Source organism: Nocardioides sp. (assembly GCF_035481145.1).
Lineage (GTDB): Bacteria > Actinomycetota > Actinomycetes > Propionibacteriales > Nocardioidaceae > Nocardioides.
The window spans coordinates 1-16823 of the sequence record NZ_DATIHB010000067.1 but is presented as its reverse complement, the minus strand read 5'-3'; the positions used below and the strand labels follow the sequence as shown (position 1 = coordinate 16823).

Sequence of the window (16823 nt, the reverse complement as noted above, 5' to 3'; positions counted from 1 at the left end):
CGGTGATGATGCGCAGCGAGTCGCCCGTCTCCACGCCGTACGCCGCGGCGTCCGCCGGGGCAATGCGGAGCGCTCCTGCCGCATCGCGCCGGCGCCACGAGGGGTCACGGATGATCGTGTTCGCGGTGAAGGCGCGCCGTTCGCCCGCGGAGAGCACGACCGGGAACTCCTCGGTCGTCCACGAGCTCTCCGCCGTGGCCAACCCGCGCAGGTGCTCCAGCAGCTCGGGCACCTCGAGGGTGAACCGGCGGTCCGGTCGCCGCGTGTAGTTCCACGCGTCCTGGTAGTCGTCGACCGTGAAGGTGACCGCCTCGCCGGTCAGGATCCGCTCGAAGAGCGCGTTGCCGGGCTCGAAGCCCTCCCCGGTGAAGCCGGCGCGTGCCGTCGCCGCCGGGTTGGCCATCGTGCAGAGCTGGCTGACACCCCACAGTGACGCGGCACCGCGGTTGCCCTCGGGCAGCACCTCGCCGAGCGTCTCGTACAGCAGGTAGCCGGCGATCCCCATCAGCTTCGGGTTCGCGGCGACGGCGGCGAAGAACGCGATGGCGAACTGGGTCCGGCCCTTGCGGGCGGCCCGGCGCAGCGGCGCGAGGACCGACTCGTCCGCGGCCCCGAGCCGGCGCAGCAGCCGGGCATAGATCTCGGGCTCCGGGAGCGTGCCGGCCAGCGGCTCCATCGCGGGACGGCGCAGGTGGAAGACGTTCTTCGGGAAGTCGACGTTGAAGAACGTGCACTCCCACTTCTCGAACTGGGTCGACGCCGGCAGGACGTAGTCGGCGAGGCGCGCGGTCTCGGTCATCGCGACGTCGATGACGACACTGAGGTCGACGGCCTCCATCGCGCGCTTGAACGACGCCGAGTCGGCCAGCGAGTGGGCCGGGTTGGTGCTGTCCAGCCACAGCGCGCGGAACCGGTCGGGGTGGTCACCCAGGCACTCGTCCGCGATCGAGTTGCACGGGACCAGGCCGGCGATGATCCGGGCGCCGGTCACCGGCGTACGACGGTCGGCCGCGGGGGTGCGCGGCGGGCCGGCCTTGGGGGCCGGACCGTTCGCGACGGCGGCGACCGGGCCGCGCATCCGGTGGGCCAGCGGCGCGGCGACGGCATCGGGCAGGAAGGCGGGCAGGCGGATCGCGGCAGCACCGGCACCGTCGACCGCCGCGGACTGCAGGCCGGCGAGAGCGCGCTGCAGCGGGGACCTCGGTCGCCGGCTCGCCCCTCCGCCGCCCGGAGCAGCACCGGCGATCGGCGCGAAGGTCGAGTGCAGAAACATGCCACCCTGCTTGGCGAAGTTGCCTGTCAGGATCCAGAGCATCTTCTGCATGTAGGAGTTGAGCGTGCTGTGCGGCGCCTGCTGGATGCCGAGGTCCTCGTAGGTGCAGACGCTCTCCGCGGCGGCGATCCGGCGGGCCGTCGTGCGGATCAGCTCCTCGGGCACGCCGCAGCGTGCGGCGAAGTCCGGGACGTCCACGTCCGCGAACGCCGTCAGCACCGGCAGTGCGCCGGTGGTGTGCCGGTCGATGAAGTCGTGGTCGACCAGGTCCTCCTGGACCAGGACACCCACCATCGCGGCGATGCACCAGGCGTCGGTGCCCGGCTTCACCTGGAGGTGGATGTCCGCCATCGCGGCGGTCTCGCTGCGCCGCGGGTCGAGTACCACCATGCAGCGCTCGGGGTCGGCGGCCATCTCCTTGAGCACCGGCCGGGTACGTGGGAAGGAGTGCGACTGCCACGGGTTCTTGCCGATGAAGACCACGACCTCGGCGTGCTCGAAGTCGCCCTTGGTATGGCCGCCGTAGAGGCGCCCGTCGACGTACATCTCGCCGGTCTTCTCCTGGGCGAGTGCGTTGGAGCGGTACTTCGCGCCGAGGGCGGCCTGGAGGGACTGCCCGTAGGTGGCACCGAGATGGTTGCCCTGCCCGCCGCCTCCGTAGAAGAAGATCTTGTCGCCGCCGTGCTCGTCGCGGATCGCTGCCAGGCGGTCGGCGATCTCCGCGATGGCGACGTCCCACGAGATCTCCTCGAAGGTGCCGTCCGGGCGACGACGCAGGGGAGAGGTGAGCCGGGCGGTGCCGTTCTGGTAGCGGTCCAGGCGCAGCGGCTTCTCACACGTGTAGCCCTCGGAGCTGGCGTGCGACTTGTCGCCCCGGATCCGGACCAGCTGCCGGTCCTCGACCTGCACCTCGATCCCGCAGTTGCACTCGCACAGGATGCAGGCGGACTTCTGCCACTCGGTCACGGTGGCCTCCTCGGCGTACGACGATTATGACGACTGTCATAATCGCGTGTGGTGGCCGTGCGGTCAAGGTCCGTACGCCGCTTCCGGCGTGCCCCGGCTGTCTCGGTACGCTTCGCCCGAGCCGAGTCGGCAGCCAGCCGGATCGAGAGATTTCCAGGAGCACCATCGTGGCCAAGGCCCCCGCCAGCACTGTCGACACCGTCGTCTCCCTCGCCAAGCGTCGTGGATTCGTCTACCCGTGCGGCGAGATCTACGGGGGCACCCGCTCCGCCTGGGACTACGGGCCGCTCGGCGTTGAACTCAAGGAGAACATCAAGCGCCAGTGGTGGAAGGCGATGGTGCAGGGCCGCGAGGACGTCGTCGGCCTCGACTCCTCGATCATCCTCCCGCGTGAGACCTGGGTGGCGTCCGGCCACGTCGGCACCTTCACCGACCCGCTGACCGAGTGCCAGTCCTGTCACAAGCGCTTCCGCGAGGACCACCTGCAGGAGGACTACGCGGAGAAGAAGGGCATCGAGAACCCGGACGACGTCAACATCAACGACGTCGTCGCCTGCCCCAACTGCGGCGCCCGCGGCTCGTGGACCGAGTCGCGCGACTTCCAGATGATGTTGAAGACCTACCTCGGCGTCATCGAGGACGAGTCGGGCCTGCACTACCTGCGCCCCGAGACCGCGCAGGGCATCTTCCTCAACTTCGCGAACGTCGTGACGTCGCAGCGGATGAAGCCCCCGTTCGGCATCGCGCAGATCGGCAAGTCGTTCCGCAACGAGATCACGCCGGGCAACTTCATCTTCCGCACGCGCGAGTTCGAGCAGATGGAGATGGAGTTCTTCGTCAAGCCGGGCGAGGACGAGGACTGGCACCAGTACTGGATCGACGAGCGCACCGCCTGGTACACCGGCCTCGGGATCAACCCGGACAACCTGCGCCACTACGAGCACGCTGCCGAGAAGCTGAGCCACTACTCCAAGCGGACCGTCGACATCGAGTACCGCTTCAACTTCGCCGGCTCGGAGTGGGGCGAGCTCGAGGGCATCGCCAACCGCACCGACTTCGACCTCGGCACGCACAGCAAGCACTCCGGCAAGGACCTGTCCTACTTCGACCAGGCCAACAACGAGCGCTACACGCCGTACGTCATCGAGCCGGCAGCGGGCCTGTCGCGCAGCCTGATGACCTTCCTGGTCGACGCGTACCACGAGGACGAGGCGCCCAACACGAAGGGCGGCGTCGACAAGCGCGTCGTGCTGCGCCTCGACCCGCGCCTGGCGCCGACGAAGGTGGCGGTGCTCCCGCTGAGCCGCAACGCCGACCTCTCGCCGAAGGCGAAGGCACTGGCCGCCGAGCTCCGCCAGAACTGGAACGTCGACTTCGACGACGCCGGCGCCATCGGCAAGCGCTACCGCCGCCAGGACGAGGTCGGTACGCCGTACTGCGTCACCGTCGACTTCGACACCCTCGAGGACGATGCGGTGACCGTCCGCGAGCGCGACTCGATGGCCCAGGAGCGGATCAGCCTCGACGGCATCTCGCGGTACTTCGCGGAGCGCCTGCTCGGCTGCTGACCCGCACCGGGTGCACAATGCGCGCATGACCTCTCGCGGAAACCGTCGCTTCCTCGCTGGCTCTGTCGCCCTCCTGGCTCTCTCCCTCGGCCTCACCGGCTGTGGGGGAGAGAAGAAGGAGAAGACCGAGCCGACGGCGAAGCCGACGGTGACCGCCGGTGTCACGCTGACCCCGAGCGGCGAGGAGCTCGAGCTGGGTGAGGCCGCCAACCTCACCTGGGCGCCGGACCAGAACACCAAGGGGATCGTCGGGGTCTCGGTGGAGAAGATCACCGCGGGCACCGCGAAGGACGTCGCGCGGATCAGGATCACGCCGCCGCCGAAGGACCCGCACCTCTACTACGTGACGATCCAGATCACGAACCTCGGCGCCACCGACCTCGGCGGCATGCCCGCGGCACGGCTCCCGCTGCACCTCGACACCGGTGACGGCCTGCTCAACCCGCCGGCGGACCTCCGCCCGGACATGCGGTTCGACAAGTGCCCGCGCGGCGTCCTGCCGAAGAAGTTCGCGAAGGGCGCGGAGGCGACGGTCTGCCTCGTCTACGTGCCCTCCAGCCCGGTCGACCAGATGGTGCTCCAGCCGGCCGTCGGCGACTTCATCACCTGGCCCGGCGAGGTGACCACGCCGAGCCCGTCGCCGACGCCGAAGAAGCCGGCGAAGAAGCCTGCCGCGAAGCCGTCCCCGACGGCCACCAAGGGCTGAGGCTCCGCGCATTCGGGAGGATGCGCCCGACCTGAGAGAATCGGGGCATGTCCTCCCTGCCCACCCACCTGCAGCTCGGGTCCCTCCGCGTCGACACCCCCGTCGTGCTCGCGCCGATGGCAGGCATCACCAACGCGGCGTACCGCCGGCTCTGTGCCGAGCAGGGAGCAGGCCTCTACGTCTGCGAGATGATCACCTCCCGCGGCCTGGTCGAGGGTGACGAGACGACGAAGAAGATGCTCGTCTTCGACGAGCTCGAGTCGGTCCGCAGCGTGCAGCTCTACGGCACCGACCCGATCTACGTCGGCAAGGCGGCGGAGATCCTCTGTGCGGAGTACGGCGTCGCGCACATCGACCTCAACTTCGGCTGCCCCGTGCCGAAGGTGACCCGCAAGGGCGGTGGCGGTGCCCTGCCCTGGAAGCGGAACCTGTTGGGCGAGATCCTGGAGAAGGCCGTCGCGGCTGCTGCGCCCTTCGACGTACCGGTGACGATGAAGACCCGCAAGGGCATCGACGCCGACCACCTGACCTACCTCGATGCCGGCCGGATCGCGCAGGAGAGCGGGTGTGCCGCGATCGCGCTCCACGGACGCACGGTCGAGCAGGCCTACTCCGGTGAGGCCGACTGGGAGGCGATCGCCGAGCTCAAGGCGAGCCTCGACCACATCCCGGTGCTCGGCAACGGTGACATCTGGGAAGCCGCCGACGCGGTCCGCATGGTCGAGGAGACCGGCGTGGACGGCGTCGTGGTCGGCCGCGGCTGCCTCGGCCGCCCGTGGCTCTTCCGCGACCTCGCCGCGGCGTTCACCGGCGAGCAGGTCGCGACGCTGCCCAACCTCGGCGAGGTGAGCCTGATGCTGCGGCGCCATGCCGAGCTGCTGGTGGAACACATGGGGGAGGAGCGGGGCTGCAAGGAGATCCGCAAGCACGTGACGTGGTACCTCAAGGGGTTTCCCGCAGGCGGCGAGCTGCGGCACCGGCTGGCCCTCGTCGATACGCTCGCGGATCTCGACGCGCTGATCGCTGAGCTCGACCCGGCGGCGCCGTTCCCGGTCCAGGAGCTCGGCACGCCGCGAGGTCGCCAGGGCGCGCCGCGCAAGCGGGTCGTGCTGCCGGCGGGGTGGCTCGACGACACCGACGGCCACGGCTGTGTCATCGCCGAGGACGCCCACGACACCACGGGTGGGTGACCGGCCTCACTCCCGTGCTGTGACCGACGATGCTGCTAGCAGCCAGCAAGCATGGCATGGTGGACCGCGGCGCTGCTCACCTGCGGCGCTTTTCCATGACCCCGAGCCAAGGAGGCATGCGCAGTGGCCGACAGCCACCAGCGGAGCCCGATTGCCCGCATGAACCCGTTCGGCCGCCGTATCTCCCGCCGTGCCGTGAAGATCGCAGCCCCCTTCGCCCTCGTGGCGACCCTCGCTCCCGTCGGTCTCGGCGTCGTCGCCGCCGGCGGCGTCCCGGCGACCGCGGATATCGGTGCCTCCTTCGCCGCCACCGACGCGGGAACGGCGACGGCGACGCGTGCGCCCCAGGTTTCCCGCAGTGTCCCGCGCGTCGCGTGGACCCCCGCGGAGATCGAGCGCCAGGCAACTGCGCGCGCCGTCAAGAACGCGCACGTCCGCCTGTGGACGACCGACGACCTCACCCTGTGGTCGCTGCCCGGCGACCGGGCCAAGAAGCTCGGCACGGTCGAGGCCGGCACCCACGTCCTGATCACCGGCCGGGAGCGCTACGGCCGCGTGGAGATCCTCCGTCAGCGCAAGCCGCGCTGGGTCAAGGCGGGCAACCTCTCCGAGAGCGAGCCGATCATCGCCGGCGCGGGCCTGTCGACCGGCCCCTGCGCCGCGACCGGCGGCAGCACGCTCGGCCTCACCTCGGCCGCCCAGTACGTCCTCAGCTCCGTGTGCGCGAACTTCCCGCAGATCTCGACGTACGGCGGTCGTGACCCGCACGGCGAGCACGTCAGTGGCGAGGCGATCGACATCATGACGTCCGACGTTGCACTGGGCACGGCGATCGCCGAGTTCCTGATCGCGCACGCCTCCGAGTTCGGCATCGAGGACGTCATCTGGCGTCAGCAGATCTGGATGCCCGGCCACGGCTGGAAGGGCATGTCGGACCGCGGGTCGGCCACGGCCAACCACTACGACCACGTGCACGTGAAGGTCTACTGACCCACGCGCACTCCGCAGGGTCCGGGACTGGCTAGTCTCATCGTCGATGAGCAGCCACCCGGACCCTGACGCGTTCTACGACGCACACGCGCGCGAGCGCCTCGTGCCCGAGCCGCCCAAGCGGGTCGACGCGCCCGAGCGCACGCCGTTCGAGCGGGACCGGGCACGCGTCGTGCACGCCGCTGCGTCGCGCCGGCTGGCAGCGAAGACGCAGGTCGTCGACCCGCGCTCCGACGACTTCGTGCGCAACCGGCTCACCCACAGCCTGGAGGTGGCGCAGGTCGCCCGTGACCTGGCGCGTGCGCTGGGCTGCCACCCCGACATCACCGAGACGGCGGCCCTGGCGCACGACCTCGGCCATCCGCCGTTCGGCCACAACGGGGAGGCCGTGCTCGACGAGCTGGCCGGCGCGTGCGGTGGCTTCGAGGGCAACGCCCAGACCCTGCGGATCCTCACGCGCCTGGAGTCGAAGTCCGTCGACGCGAACGGCCGCTCGGTCGGTCTCAACCTGACCCGGGCGACGCTCGACGCGTGCACGAAGTACCCCTGGCGCCGGCCGGCACCGGGCGCGAAGTTCGGGGTGTACGAGGACGACCTGCCGGTCTTCTCCTGGCTCCGCGACGGCGTGGAGGGCAGCCGGCGCTGCATCGAGGCGCAGGTGATGGATCTCGCCGATGACGTGGCCTACTCGGTCCACGACGTCGAGGACGGTGTCGTCGCCGGCCTGGTCGACCTCGGCCGCCTCGCCGACGCGGGGGAGCGCGCCGCCACCTGGGAGACGGTCCGCGGCTGGTATCTCCCGCGTGCGTCCGACGCCGAGCTCGATGCGGCCCTCACGGACCTGATGACGGTCGGCGGCTGGCCCACGACGCCGTACGACGGCACCCGGCGCTCCCTGGCAGCCCTGAAGAACCTCACCAGCGACCTCATCGGGCGGTTCTGCGGCAGCGTGCAGGCGGCGACGTTCGCGGCGTACGACGGACCGATCGCTCGCTACGAGGCCGAGCTGGTGGTGCCGCGCGCCACGGCCACGGAGATCGCCGTGCTGAAGGGCGTCGCCGCCCACTACGTCATGCAGTCGGCCCACCGCCTCGAGCTGCAGGAGCGACAGCGCGTGCTGCTCCGTGAGCTCGTCGAGGCGCTCCTCGCGCGCGGAGCCAGCGGCCTGGACCCGATGTACGCCGAGGACTGGCACGCCACCGCGGACGACGCCGCGCGGCTGCGGGTCGTGCTCGACCAGGTCGCCTCGCTGACCGACGCCTCGGCCCACGCCTGGCACGCACGGCTGGTCTGAGCCTCCCGCGACCGGGCGGTGCACGAACGACGAGGCCCGCCCTGCTCCGGAGAGCAGGACGGGCCTCGTGGCGTTCAGGCGAGACGTCAGCCGGTGACCGGGACGTCCGTCTTGATCGGCGTCGGCTTCGGCGCGGCCGGCACGGCCGGGTCGGTCGGGTCCACGTCGTTGGTGACGTTGCCACAGGTCACGTGGCCGATCTCGAGGTGCACGACCGGGTCGCCGGCAGCGGCCAGCACGTCGAGCTCCAGGGCGGTGACCGAGAAGGTGCCGTCGGCGTTCGTCGTCTGCGTGTTGAGCTTCAGGTCGAGGACCGGGGCGAGCGCGCCCAGGGCTCCGTCAGAGAGGGCCTGGTTGACGCCCTCCGGAAGCACGACCGGGAGGCCGAGGAGCGAGATGTCGCCGACGGTGCTGACGCCGGTCTTGCCGGTGCACTCCGCCGTGATGGCGCCGATGCTGATCAGCTGACCGAGGTCGTCGAGCGTGTCGCAGACCGCGTTGAGGTTGCCGAGGACTTCGACCTGCTCGACCAGCGGAGCGGTCAGGACCGGGTTGCCGATCGCCGAACCGAGCTGGTTGACGAGGTCGGTGACCGCGCCACTGACCTGGTTGAGCGGGACCTCGGTGGCCGCAGCGAGCTGGTCGCAGCCGTCGCGGAGCGGGTCCAGGACGGGGGCGAGGGCGTCGGTGACCGCAGCCAGGCCGGTGGCCTCGACCGTCACACCGGCGACGTTGGAGGTGGCGTGGTTGTTCTCCGCCGTCACCTCGACCAGGCCGACGTTGGCGAGGTCGGGGACCGGAACGGTCGCGAGGCTGTCGCTCTCGGGCGCGCCGGTCGTGGAGACGACGTACGGCGTGGGGGCCAGCAGCTCGTTGCCGGCCAGCGAGGCCGTGATGCCGTATGCGGACGACGGCGTGCCCGCGGCGGTGCCGGAGGTGGCGCCACCGACGACGACCACGGTGGCCGCGCCGGCGAGGAGCGCCGTGGCGCCGACGGCGGCCTTCAGCTCTCGCTTCATGTTGGTTGTTCCCTTCGTTGCTTTTCAGCGTTCTGTCTTGTCAACGGAGCAAGATCCGTTTCGTGACGGTTGTTGTTGAAGTGTTTTTGGCTCAGTTCGCGTCGATCATCACGAGCGTGCCCACCGGCACCTGTCGCAGCTGGAAGAGCGCCTCACGAGGCACCCGGACGCAGCCGTGGCTCACGGCCTTGCCGAAGACCTTGTTGTCGGTCCAGCCGTGGATCGCGACGGTGCCCGGACCACCGCCGTAGTTGTCGAGGGTCGCGCTGTGTGTGCCCAGCGGGAGGATCACCGGGGAGAAGCTCTGCTTCGGGTCCGTGAACTGGCCGAGGACGAACGTGCGTCCGGTCGGCGTCGGGGTGCCGGGTGCGCCGACGGCGACGCGCCAGGCACCGACGAGGGCGCGGTCGCGGTAGAGCTCGAGCTGCGTCGACTTGAGGTGGATCCGGATCACGTACGGCGTGTGGCTGGTCGCCATGTGCCCCGCCCGCACCCATCCGGTCGAGCCGTTGGGCTTCGAGGGGAGCATGATCTGCAGCCAGCCGCCGGCTCGGGCGATCGCGGGGAACCAGGAGTCGCCGAACTCCTGGGGGTTCAGCTTGGCGAACGGCTTGCCGTTGGGGGCGTCGTACAGCCCGACGGTCCGGTTGGGGTGCACGACCAGGCCGGTCGTCGCCTTGCCCGGATAGGGGTCGAGCGGTGCGCGCGGGGTCTTCGTGTGGGTGGTGGCGAAGCCCTTGTCACGCAGCGCGGCGGCCTGGTCGACGGGCGCCGGCTCGGGCTCCTGCTTCTGGACGGTGAGCATCGCGAACGCGAGCAACCCGCACGCCACGACGGCGATGATCACCGACGTGAACCACGATGCTCCGCGGCCCTCAGTACCCGACACGTCTTCTACTTCCCATGATGTCCGGTCCACCCTCTTTGGACCGTTGCACATGCTTCCACAACACGTGCCGGGAAAGGGAGGTTTCGCCAGGCCTATTGCGCGGGTCACGCGCGGATCCCGCGCGGGAGCCCGTGTGTAGGCTCCGCACGTGGCTGGACGGATCCGTGACGAGGACATCGCCGAGGTCCGCGAGAAGGCGCGGATCGACGACGTCGTGTCCGGCTACGTCACGCTCCGCAACGCCGGCGGCGGCTCGATGAAGGGGCTCTGCCCGTTCCACGACGAGAAGTCCGCCTCCTTCCACGTCACCCCGAGCCGCGGCTTCTTCCATTGCTTCGGCTGTGGGGAGGGCGGTGACGTCATCAACTTCCTCATGAAGATCGACGGCCTCAGTTTCACCGAGGCGGTCGAGCGGCTGGCCGACAAGACCGGCATCCAGCTCCGCCGCGAGGAGGGCGACGCACCCCAGGGCCCGCGTGGTCCGGCACGCGGCCGGCTCATCGAGGCGCACCGGCTCGCCGCGGAGTTCTACGTCGACCAGCTCACCACGCCCGATGCCCTCGCGGCGCGCCAGTTCCTCGGATCACGTGGCTTCGACCAGGAGGCCGCGGCGACGTTCGGCGTCGGCTACGCGCCGCGCGACGGCGAGATCCTCTTCCGGCACCTGCGGCAGAAGGGGTTCTCGCCCGACGAGCTGGTCACCTCGGGGCTCGTGGGCCAGGGACGCAGCCACTACGACCGCTTCCGCGGCCGGCTGCTCTGGCCGATCCGCGAGGCCAACGGCGAGGTGATCGGCTTCGGTGCCCGCCGGCTCTACGACGACGACCGGATCGAGGCGAAGTACCTCAATACACCTGAGTCGCCGATCTACAAGAAGTCGCACGTCCTCTACGGCCTCGACCTGGCCCGCAAGGAGATCGGCCGCTCCTCGCAGGCGGTGATCGTCGAGGGCTACACCGACGTGATGGCCTGTCACCTCGCCGGCGTCGGCACCGCCGTGGCGACCTGCGGCACGGCGTTCGGTGACGACCACGCGCGCGTGCTGCGGCGCTTCATGGGCGACCACGGCGAGCTCCGCGGCGAGGTGATCTTCACCTTCGATGGCGACGCGGCGGGCCAGAAGGCGGCGCTGCGGGCCTTCGGCGGCGACCAGAACTTCGTGTCCCAGACCTACGTCGCCGTCGAGCCGTCGGGGATGGACCCCTGCGACCTCCGCCTGGCGAAGGGCGACGAAGCGGTCCGCGAGCTGATCTCGGGTCGCACCCCGCTCTACCGCTTCGTGCTCTCCAACGTGTTGACCCGCTACGACCTCGACCGTGCCGACGGCCGGGTCGACGCGCTGCGCGAGGCCGCCGGCCTGGTCTCGTCAGTGCGTGACAAGTCCAAGGTGGAGGCGTTCACCCGCGAGCTGGCCTCCTCCATCGGCATCGACCCCGACGAGGCCCGCGCGGAGGTGCGCCGCGCGACAGCCCGCGCCGCCCGCGGTGGCCGCGACCAGGGTCGTCCGGCCGCACAGCAGCGCCCCGCCGCGGGGCACGAGACCGCTGCCGCTGGGTCGACAGCCCCTCAGCCGCCCGCGCTGCCGAATCTCCGCGACCCGCGCTTCGCGCTCGAGCGCGAGACCCTCAAGCTGGTCCTCCAACACCCGGGCGCGGTCGCCAACGCCGCGCGCGACGTCTCCGTCCACGACTTCACCCACCCGACGTACGCCGGGGTCTGGCAGGCCGTCGCGGCCTCGGGGGGCCCGGCAGCGGGCGCCGCCGACACGGGGTGGACCTCTCTCCTGCGCGACCGGATCACCGACCCGCTGGCGATGGCGGCACTGAGCGCCCTCGCCGTCGAACCTGTTCTCTCCCCTCGTGAGCCCGACACGGCGTACGTCGTGCAGCACGTCAACAAGCTCCTGGAGCTGACTGCCGCGCGGCGCATCGCCGACGTGAAGTCGCGCCTCCAACGGACCAGTCCGCAGCAGGATCCGGTCGAGTACAACCGGATGTTCCAGGAGCTGATGGCGCTCGAGCAGCGGCGCCGGACGCTGCGTGAAGGTGCCCTCGGCGGCTGACCCCTGCGGTGTCGCAGACCGGGGGTGGGGCCGATTTTCCCGGCGGCCTCGGTGGTTGGTATGGTTTCGCCCGCCGCAAGGCATTCCCCTGTAGCTCAATTGGCAGAGCATTCGACTGTTAATCGAAGGGTTGCTGGTTCGAGTCCAGCCGGGGGAGCAACAGTTCAGAGAGCGGCATCCGAAACACGGATGCCGCTTTCTGCATTTCGTCCAGCGTCCACGGGGTCCGTCCGCTGCAACGGCTGGCCAGCGTCGCCCTGGGCATCATGAGGTGCCGCGCCATGTCCTCTTGGCGCCAGCCCCGGCGGGCCATCTCGGCCTTGACGTTCACGCGCGCCACTACGGAGAGGGGCGTCTCGGTCTCGTATTCCTGCGCTGTCATGTGCGAAAAGGTAACACCATGACGGATATGGCGACAGCCACGTCAGCATCACGACACGCCGAGGTGTGCAGAATCCGCACAATCACGTTCACATCCGGGCAGGCTGTGCGCCATGCCCAATCCGCACCTCCTGATTCGGCAGGCCGTTGAAGCCTCCGACCTCACGCATGCGCAGATCGGTGACGCCCTAGGGCTCCACCGGACTTCCGTGACGAGCCGCCTCGTCGGCCGCACGCGGTGGTCGGTCGATGACGTCCTCGCCCTCGCCACGCTCCTCGACGTGCCGCTCTCGCGCCTCGTGGAGGCGCCATGAGCGTCGTCGTCGCCCTGACCTACGTCGTGCAGGCCCTCGGCTGGCTCGGCTTCATCATCTGCCTCTTCGTGCTCCTCGACAGGGGCACGCGGTGAGCGTCAACCTGACCGTGCGCGAGCTGGTCGCGCTGCTCGAGCAGTACCCCGCTGACGCCGTGGTCTGCGCCACGCTCGGTGAGGACGTCGTGGCCCACGTGGTGACCGCTGCCGATCACTGCCCGCCTGACTGCTGGGACGTGCCCGTAGACGTGGAACTGTCGCCCCACGTCACGGCGTTCACGCGGGCCGATGGCCTCTACGTCGATCTGACGGTGGTCCTGCCGTGACCTACGCCGACACCAAGCGCGTGCTCTACCACTCGAGGGCGCAGGGCACCGCCAAGCTGCTCTTGGCGAGCATCGCCGACCACGTCGGGGTGGCGGGAGCGTGGCCGTCCATCGACCGTCTGGCGTTCATGGCGAACGTGGCCGACGAGCGCCACGTGAGGCGCCTTGTGCGCTCCCTCGAGGCGCTGGGGGAGTTGGTGATCCTCAACCGCCCTGGGCGCTCGAGTCAGTACGTAATCACGTGCCCTTGCCCGCCTGAGTGCCCCGCCGATGGCTCTCACGTGCTTATCCACACCCCGGGTCCACAGACCCTCTCTACCCCGGGTCCACAGACCCCGGGTCCACAGACCCCGGGTACCCCGGGTCCACAGACCCCGACACCCCGGGTCCACACACCCGGGGAAGAGACAAAGAACCAACTATCTGAAACGCCCGTGGTGCAGCAGTCAGTAACCACAGGGCACGCGCGCGAGGTCGTGGACCTCGACGCCGTCAGGGCCCGCATTCGCACCGCCAAGGCAGGCACCTCATGAGCCGGGGTGACGAGTGGGAGCGCCGGTGCAGGCGGCAGGGCTGCCAGTGCGCACACACCACCTGCCGAGCCGGATGGCTAGACGACGTCCCCGCCACCGAGACCAAGGCCATCCCGTGCCCCATCTGCGCGATGGCCATCCCAGACACCACCACCCGACGCACCGCCCCACGAAAGGCACGACGATGACCCTCGATCCACTCACCCAGCGCCTCAACGGCACCGAGCGCAAGCCCACCGCGGTCGAGACGGCCATCGACACCGCCCTCGAGGCCGTACGACGCGCCCGGGTAGTCACCTGCACCCCGGACACGCCGCAGGCCGCCCACGAGGCCGTCCTCGACGCCATCGCCGCTCTCGAGTGCGGGCTCGACGTGCTCGCTGATCTGGCAGCTATGGGGACGAGCACCGCGGTGGCCGAGGCCCCGCGCCCGGCCTGCGACCCGCACATCATCACGTCGTTCCTGTCGGGCGAGACCGTCTGCGAGCAGTGCGGGCAGGTGTGGCAGTGAGCACCGTCCAGCCGCTCTGGCTCCGCGTCGTCCTCTTCGCACGCGCACACCGCAACCCCCGCACCGGCATCTGGCTCGGTGAGCGCGGTGTCCTGGGCGCCCGCCTCGGCTCCGGACCGGACCAGACGTGGCGCGCCGTCCGGTACGCCGTGCAGACCGGATGGCTCGCCGAGGGCTCCGACACCACCCGCCTCGCACCCGTGCCGGTCACCTGCCCGTGCGAGTCCTGCCACCCCGCCTACCACGAACTCGGCACCCACGCACCGGGGGTGAAGCCGTGAGCAAGCACCGTGCCGAGACCGCCCACGTAGCCCCGCTCGGCTTCACGGCTGAGTGGCCCGAACCGTACGAGCCCCGCCATCGAGCCGAGGTCGAGCCTGACGCCCGGTTCGAGCGTGAGCGCCTGACCGTCTGGGGTGACCGATGAACGAGCCCGTGGTGTGCCCCGACTGTGGCGCCGACGTCGACTGCTGGGACGGCGACTACTCGACCGTGCTCGAGGTCCACGCCGCACAGGATTGCGAGGGGCCATGACGATCCACCCTGCCCACGCCGAGCACGAGATCCGGCTCACCGAGTACGGCGCACGGCGCTGCCTGACCTGCCACCTCTACGCCGACCAGGACCCGGCCGAGGTCGAGGCCGAGCGCCGTGCGCTCTACGGCTGGACCACCTGCACCTACTCCGGTGTCGACGTGGAGGTGGACCTGCTCGGCCAGTCCGTGCACGACGTACCCACCCGCGCCTACTGCAAGGGCCATCAGTGGCAGGCCGAGGGCGCCAACTACCTCGCCGCGTGTGACCTGCTCGTGGCCCACCGTCTCGAGCGCTGGCACCGGCCGGAGGCGCAGACGTGAACCCACACCGGAAATGGTCCGGCCGGGCAGTGACCGAGGCACGGGCGGTGGTGGCCACGTGGCTACCCCGCCCGTGCCCGTGGTGCACCGAGCCGGTGGATGGCTCGAGGCCGTGGGTCATCGGCCACATCAAGTCACGGGCCGAGCACCCCGAGCTGACGTGGGACATGAGCAACTGGCGGCCGGAGCATCGCGCATGCAGTGACCGCTCCGCACAATCCGTGGTGATCGCCAAGGCCAAGGCCGACGCGCTCCGAGAGGCCGGAGTTTTCCCCGACGGCAACAGCCCCCGGCAGCCCCCGTCCCTGCCTTTCTCTCCCCCCGAGGCTCTTTCCCAACCAGTCCTTTCCGGCTTCGCCCTGCCCGTGCCGAGCAACGCCACCGGCAAGCCCATCGAGACCCGCGCCGATCTCGCGTGGGACCCGGAGTACCTCCGCTCGGTGCCCTGGCTGGCCGAGTTCGCCGACGTCCCCAAGGACGCCGCGGCGCCGCTGTGGATGACGCGCCCGCCCGCGCACGCCGTGGGGTCGTACGGACCCGAGGTGATCGCCTGGGCGCGTGAGGAGCTGGGCATCCGGCTCCGCTGGTGGCAGCGGCTCGCCATCACGCTCCAGCTCGCGCACGACGCGGACGGCGTCCTCGTGTTCCGCACCTTCATCGACTCCGCACCGCGGCGCGCGGGCAAGTCCGTGCGCATGCGGACGGTCGCGCTGTGGCGCCTCGCGTTCGCGCACCTCTTCGGCGAGACCCAGCTCGTGATGCACACCGGCTCGGACCTCGCGATCTGCCGCGAGATCCAGCGCGGCGCGTGGGTGTGGGCCACAGCCAAGTGGGGGAAGGACTCCGTTACCAAGGCCAACGGCAAGGAAGCCATCGAGACGTGGACCGGGGACCGGTGGCTGACCCGCTCGCAGGACGCGGTGTACGGCTACGACGTCACCCTCGGCATGGTGGACGAGGGCTGGGACGTCAAGCCCGAGACCGTCAACGAGGGCATGGAGCCCGCGACCCTCGAGCGCGTCATGCCGCAGATCCACCTCACCTCGACGGCGCACCGCCGCGCGACGTCGCTCATGCGCACCGCGATCTCGGACGCCCTGGCGATGGACGACCCCGAGGTGTGCCTCCTGCTCTGGGGAGCGCCTCCCGGCTCCGACCCATCCGACCCGGAGGTCTGGCGGGCCGCGTCACCGCACTGGTCCGAGGACCGCCGCAAGCTGATCGCCCGGAAGTACGAGAAGGCGCTCATGGGTGAGGCCGACCCGCAGGCCGACGACCCCGACCCGATGGCCGGATTCGTCGCGCAGTACCTCAACGTGTGGCGGCTCAAGGCCCGGAAGGAGACCAAGGGCGAGCCGATCACCGATGCCGACACGTGGGGCGACCTCGAGGCCGACCAGCTCGCTGGTGTGCCCGCCGCGGCAGCGATCGAGTCGTGGTACTCCGCGGGCGTCTCCGTCGCCCTGGCATGGCGCGACGGCCCCGACACCGTGGTGGCGGTCACCGACCACCCGACGCTCGCCGCAGCTGCCGCACACGTCAAGGCCGCGGGTCTCCGGCGCGTCACGGTCGGTGCCTCGCTGCTCGAGGACCCCGCCCTCAAGGGACTCCGGCCGGTCAAGGGCGAGGCACGCACCGCGCTCGCGGTCACGCGCCTCGGCGGGATGATCCGAGAAGACACCTTCCGGCACGACGGCAGCGAGCACCTCACCGGGCAGGTTCTCGAGGTCCGCACCCTCGAGGGCGCGGACGGGCCGAGGGTCGTGTCGTCAGGCCGAACGGACGCGATCAAGGCCGCGGTCTGGGCCGCTGCCGCAGCACCCAAGGCCGTGCGGCGGTCCGGGCCTCCGCGGGTCGTTCTGCCGTCGAAAATCGCGTGAAACCGTAACCGGGTAAGGCGAACCGTGACAGTGCGGCGGGGGATCCCCACGAATTACACCCGTGG

Annotated in this window: 17 protein-coding genes and 1 tRNA gene; 14 read left to right on the top strand and 4 right to left on the bottom strand. The window is 70.4% G+C overall.

The genetic code is table 11. The annotated features are described in order from the left end of the window. Positions 1 to 2239 (bottom strand): molybdopterin-dependent oxidoreductase (locus VLF38_RS05970; RefSeq protein ID WP_325270369.1); only part of this gene is annotated, 2239 nt, incomplete at its 3' end. Positions 2240 to 2406: 167 nt separating this feature from the next. Here VLF38_RS05970 and VLF38_RS05965 point away from each other — a divergent pair. The 5 genes from VLF38_RS05965 (at position 2407) to VLF38_RS05945 (ending at position 7987) form a co-directional block, all read left to right on the top strand. After that, positions 2407 to 3807 carry a glycine--tRNA ligase gene (locus tag VLF38_RS05965; RefSeq protein ID WP_325270368.1) on the top strand — a complete coding sequence of 467 codons (1401 nt, stop codon included), beginning with the start codon at positions 2407 to 2409 and terminating at the stop codon, positions 3805 to 3807. Positions 3808 to 3832: 25 nt separating this feature from the next. Further along, positions 3833 to 4513 (top strand): hypothetical protein, encoded by a 681-nt coding sequence (locus VLF38_RS05960; protein WP_325270367.1) that lies wholly within the window; start codon positions 3833 to 3835, stop codon positions 4511 to 4513. Positions 4514 to 4560: 47 nt separating this feature from the next. Then, positions 4561 to 5703, top strand: coding sequence for a tRNA dihydrouridine synthase DusB (gene dusB, locus VLF38_RS05955; RefSeq protein WP_325270366.1), 1143 nt, complete (start codon positions 4561 to 4563; stop codon positions 5701 to 5703). 123 nt (positions 5704 to 5826) lie between these two features. Continuing rightward, on the top strand, positions 5827 to 6693 hold the full coding sequence (locus tag VLF38_RS05950) for a mucin-2 protein (RefSeq protein WP_325270365.1): 867 nt from the start codon (positions 5827 to 5829) through the stop codon (positions 6691 to 6693). Between the two features lie 46 nt (positions 6694 to 6739). Then, positions 6740 to 7987, top strand: coding sequence for a deoxyguanosinetriphosphate triphosphohydrolase (locus VLF38_RS05945; protein WP_325270364.1), 1248 nt, complete (start codon positions 6740 to 6742; stop codon positions 7985 to 7987). A gap of 86 nt (positions 7988 to 8073) precedes the next feature. Here VLF38_RS05945 and VLF38_RS05940 read toward each other — a convergent pair whose 3' ends face one another. Continuing rightward, a complete protein-coding gene (locus VLF38_RS05940) occupies positions 8074 to 9006 on the bottom strand; it encodes a hypothetical protein (RefSeq protein WP_325270363.1) in 933 nt (310 codons plus the stop codon). 91 nt (positions 9007 to 9097) lie between these two features. After that, the gene (locus tag VLF38_RS05935; protein WP_325270362.1) at positions 9098 to 9895 is read right to left on the bottom strand and encodes a L,D-transpeptidase; all 798 of its coding nucleotides are present in this window, start codon (positions 9893 to 9895) and stop codon (positions 9098 to 9100) included. A 148-nt stretch (positions 9896 to 10043) separates the two neighbouring features. On the opposite strand from VLF38_RS05935, the gene dnaG reads away from it, so the two are divergent. After that, positions 10044 to 11957 (top strand): DNA primase, encoded by a 1914-nt coding sequence (dnaG, locus tag VLF38_RS05930; protein WP_325270361.1) that lies wholly within the window; start codon positions 10044 to 10046, stop codon positions 11955 to 11957. An 84-nt stretch (positions 11958 to 12041) separates the two neighbouring features. Further along, a tRNA-Asn gene (locus VLF38_RS05925) sits at positions 12042 to 12114 on the top strand. On the opposite strand, the gene VLF38_RS17370 is transcribed toward VLF38_RS05925, so the two are convergent. Beyond that, positions 12076 to 12270 (bottom strand): helix-turn-helix domain-containing protein, encoded by a 195-nt coding sequence (locus VLF38_RS17370; protein WP_414689368.1) that lies wholly within the window; start codon positions 12268 to 12270, stop codon positions 12076 to 12078. The genes VLF38_RS05925 and VLF38_RS17370 overlap by 39 nt on opposite strands. 181 nt (positions 12271 to 12451) lie before the next feature. Between VLF38_RS17370 and VLF38_RS05920 the strand changes: the two genes are divergently transcribed. The 7 genes from VLF38_RS05920 (at position 12452) to VLF38_RS05890 (ending at position 16758) form a co-directional block, all read left to right on the top strand. Next, positions 12452 to 12652, top strand: a complete 201-nt coding sequence (locus tag VLF38_RS05920) for a helix-turn-helix transcriptional regulator (protein ID WP_325270360.1) — start codon at positions 12452 to 12454, stop codon at positions 12650 to 12652. A gap of 91 nt (positions 12653 to 12743) precedes the next feature. Beyond that, complete coding sequence (locus VLF38_RS05915; protein WP_325270359.1) at positions 12744 to 12977, top strand: hypothetical protein; 234 nt, start codon at positions 12744 to 12746, stop codon at positions 12975 to 12977. Between the two features lie 717 nt (positions 12978 to 13694). Continuing rightward, on the top strand, positions 13695 to 14021 hold the full coding sequence (locus tag VLF38_RS05910) for a hypothetical protein (protein WP_325270358.1): 327 nt from the start codon (positions 13695 to 13697) through the stop codon (positions 14019 to 14021). Beyond that, positions 14018 to 14302, top strand: a complete 285-nt coding sequence (locus VLF38_RS05905) for a hypothetical protein (RefSeq protein WP_325270357.1) — start codon at positions 14018 to 14020, stop codon at positions 14300 to 14302. The genes VLF38_RS05910 and VLF38_RS05905 overlap by 4 nt, the downstream gene beginning before the upstream one ends. Beyond that, positions 14299 to 14448, top strand: a complete 150-nt coding sequence (locus tag VLF38_RS05900) for a hypothetical protein (protein WP_325270356.1) — start codon at positions 14299 to 14301, stop codon at positions 14446 to 14448. Before VLF38_RS05905 ends, VLF38_RS05900 begins: the two co-directional genes overlap by 4 nt. Before the next feature lie 103 nt (positions 14449 to 14551). After that, positions 14552 to 14878, top strand: coding sequence for a hypothetical protein (locus VLF38_RS05895; RefSeq protein ID WP_325270355.1), 327 nt, complete (start codon positions 14552 to 14554; stop codon positions 14876 to 14878). A 365-nt stretch (positions 14879 to 15243) separates the two neighbouring features. Then, positions 15244 to 16758, top strand: a complete 1515-nt coding sequence (locus tag VLF38_RS05890; protein WP_325270354.1) for an HNH endonuclease — start codon at positions 15244 to 15246, stop codon at positions 16756 to 16758. The last annotated feature ends 65 nt before the right edge of the window (positions 16759 to 16823 follow it).